The organism is Candidatus Methylomirabilota bacterium, assembly GCA_035260325.1.
Classification (GTDB): domain Bacteria; phylum Methylomirabilota; class Methylomirabilia; order Rokubacteriales; family CSP1-6; genus AR19.
On record DATFVL010000027.1, the window covers coordinates 1 to 3,257 of the forward strand.

The window sequence follows — 3,257 nt, forward strand, 5'->3', positions numbered from 1 at the left end:
GCGGAACTGCTCGACGAAGCTCGGACGCTCGGGGCGCGGCCCGACCAGGCTCATCTCCCCCTTCAGCACGTTCCAGAGCTGCGGCAGCTCGTCGAGGCTCCAGCGCCGGAGAAAGGCGCCGAACGCCGTGCGCCGCGGGTCGTCGGGGCGCGCCCAGACAGGCCCCGTCTCCCGCTCGGCGTTTACCTGCATCGTGCGGAACTTGAGCATCTGGAATCGGCGCCCGTCCAGGCCCATGCGCTCCTGCCGGTAGAGCACGGGCCCGGGCGACATGAGCTTGAGCCCGACCGCGACGAGGAGCATGACCGGCACGGCGGCGAGCAGCGCCGCCGAGCCGAAAGCCAGGTCGAAGCCCCGCTTGAGCACGCGGTTCCAGCCGTAGAGTGGTGATCCGAGGTTGATGAACGGAATTGTCTCGAACTCCTCGACGCCGCCCCGGAGCGACGCCAGGCCGAACACGTCGGGGACGAACTGGATCGCCACGGGGTCGTCGCCGATCTCGTTGAGGACGGCGGCGAGGCGCGGATAGTCGCCGTGCGGCAGCGCGATGAACACGATGTCCACCTGCTGGCGGTCGAGCACGCTCCGGATCTCGTCGAGCCCACCCAGCCGCGGCGCGTCGAGCCCGGGCGCGTCGGCCTTGTCGGACAGGAGACCGAGCACGCGGATGCCGACGTCCGGGCGCCGCTTGAGGACGCCCAGCACCTCCGCGGCCGGCTCCCCGCCCCCGACGACGATCGCGTAGCGCTGGTTGTAGCCCCGGCGGCGCGCGACGCGGAGCGCCTCGCGGAACACCGCGCGCGAGAAGCTCACCGCGACGATCGACGCCGCCCAGAAGAACGCGATCGCCACACGTGAATACTCGTACCCCCGGAAGGCGAAGGTCATGATCGCGACGAGGACCAGCACGCCGAGCGTCGAGGCCTTCGCGACGTCGAGCCACTCCGAGAGGTACGAGCCCAGGCGGCTCGGCCGGTAGAGGTCGAAGGCCCGGAACGAGAAGCCCCAGACGAGGAGGATCGGGACGAGCTGCAGCGCGTAGTCGCGGAACGGCGGCAGGCCGGGCGCGGTCATCAGATGGAACCGGACCCCGTACGCGAGCACCCAGCAGAGGGCGATGAGCAGGAGGTCGCCCGCGAGCATGAGGTGCTCGAAGAGCCGCGAGTGGGCCTTCAGCACGCCCGCCTCGCCCGGAACTCGCGCCAGCGCGCGTCGATCCACTCGAGGAGCCGCCGTTTGAACACGGGCCGGTCGAAGAGCTCGGCGCGCGCGCGCAGCGCCTTCGGGTCAAACCGGTCCTCGGCCGCCTCGAAGGCGCGGATCGCCGCGACGAGCGCGTCGACCGTTTGTTCCGAGAAGAACACGGCGGTGGGGGGCTCGCTCCCGTGAAGCCCCACCAGCGTCTCGAGCGCGCCGCCCTGCGCCAGCGCGATCGTCGGCCGGCCGGCGGCGGCCGCCTCGAGCGGCGTGATCCCGAAGTCCTCCACCCCCGGGAACAGGAGCGCGCGGCAGCGCGCGTAGAGCCGCGCGACCTCCGCGTCGGACCGCCAGCCGAGGAAGCTCACGGTCGGCCCCGCGAGCCCCGCGAGGCGCGCCGCCTCGGGCCCGGTCCCGACCACGAGCAGGCGCCGCCGGAGCCGGTTCGCCGCCTCCACCGCGAGGTCCACACGCTTGTACGGCGCGAGGGCCGAGACGACGAGGTAGTAGTCGTCCGTCTCGGTGGCGGGCGCGAAGCGCTGGACGTCCACCGGCGGATGGATCACGTCGGCGGCGCGGCCGTACGCGCGCCGGATCCTGTCGGCGCTGTAGCGCGAGATCGCGACGAAGCTGTGCACGGAGTCGGTCCCGCGGTCCCAGCGGCGGAGCGCGGCCGCCACGGGCGGCATGAGTGCCCGCATCGCCAGACCGCGGCCGTGGACGAAGTAGTCGTCGTAGCGCTCCCAGATGTACCGCATGGGCGAGAAGCAGTACGAGAGGTGGAGCGCGCCCGGCGGCGTCCGCACACCCTTGGCCACGCAGTGGCTCATCGAAACGATCAGGTCGTAGCCGCGGAGGTCGAACCGCCGGATCGCCAGCGGGAACAGCGGCAGGGCGTACCGGTAACGCTCCGCCGCGCGCGGCAGGCGCTGGACGAAGGAGGTGACGATCCGCCGGTCTTCGATGATGGGCGTCACGCTGCCCGGCACGTGCAGAAGCGTGAAGAGCGGGGCCTTCGGAAACAGCTCGCAGAGCACCTCGAGACAGCGCTCGCCGCCCCGCATGCCCGTGAGCCAGTCGTGCACGAGCGCCACCCGGGCCGCGCCCGCGGGCGAGGGGGCCGCGCCGGCGGCGCCTACCTGACGCGTGACTGGATGCGCTGTCGCCAATCCCCGAGGAGATCCGTGCCGGTGACGAGGGTGCGCACCCGTTCATACTACCACCGGCGCGCCGCGAGCCCCTCACCGCGGGTGCGAGCGAGGAGGGACCTTGAGGCGCTTCGGGGGTGTCTGATAAGGTCTTGGCGGCTCGCCAGTCCTCCCAGGAGGGCGCTCCGCGCGCGCGATGAGACCGCTGCCGACCGTCGAGACCCCGTGCCCTCTCTGCGGCGACGCCGGGGCCGAGCCCGTCTGGACCACGCCCGACCGCGCCTTCGCCGTCCCCGGCCTCTACACGGTGGCGCGCTGCCGCGGCTGCGGATTCCTCTACCAGCGGCCCCGCGTGCGCGACGACTCGCTGGCGGCCTGCTACCCCGACCACTACCCGCGTCACCAGGAGCCGTCACCGCGGATCCCGTTCAGGGGCTCCGCCGCGCGCGTGCGCGCGGCGCTTCACCGACGAGGTCTACGTCGGCGACGCGATCGCCGCCCCGTTCGCCCCGGCGCGATTCGACGTCGTGACCGCGTTCCACGTTCTCGAGCACGTCCCCGATCCGGTCGCGGTGCTCCGGCGCATGCTCGGGTGGCTCGCGCCCGGCGGGCTGCTGATCGTCGAGGTGCCGAACGCGGGCGGTCTGGGCGCGACGCTGTTCGGCGGCGCGTGGTCGGGGCTCGAGCTGCCACGTCACCTCTCGCACTTCACGCCGGTCACGCTGGAGCGCGCGGTGCGCCTGGCGGGCGGGCGAGTCGCCTGGTGCTGGCACCAGGCGAAGCCGCGCTACTACCTCTGGAGCCTCGCGAGTCTCCTTCGCGAGCGCGGTTGGCCGGCGCTCGCCCGCGCGACCCAGTGGCGGCCGGCGTACGGCGTGCTGAAGCTCGCGCTGGAGGTCACGCTACCCCTGG

The 3,257-nt window shown here is 72.8% G+C and carries 3 protein-coding genes; 1 reads left to right on the top strand and 2 read right to left on the bottom strand.

Annotation, left to right across the window (positions count from 1 at the left end; all coding sequences use genetic code 11):
• A partial coding sequence (locus VKG64_01840) for an exopolysaccharide biosynthesis polyprenyl glycosylphosphotransferase (protein ID HKB23768.1) occupies nucleotides 1-1,221 on the bottom strand: 1,221 nt, incomplete at its 3' end.
• Complete coding sequence (locus VKG64_01845) at nucleotides 1,173-2,291, bottom strand: glycosyltransferase (protein ID HKB23769.1); 1,119 nt, start codon at nucleotides 2,289-2,291, stop codon at nucleotides 1,173-1,175. The genes VKG64_01845 and VKG64_01840, both read right to left, overlap by 49 nt.
• 545 nt (nucleotides 2,292-2,836) lie before the next feature.
• Here VKG64_01845 and VKG64_01850 point away from each other — a divergent pair.
• A partial coding sequence (locus VKG64_01850) for a class I SAM-dependent methyltransferase (GenBank protein ID HKB23770.1) occupies nucleotides 2,837-3,257 on the top strand: 421 nt, incomplete at its 3' end.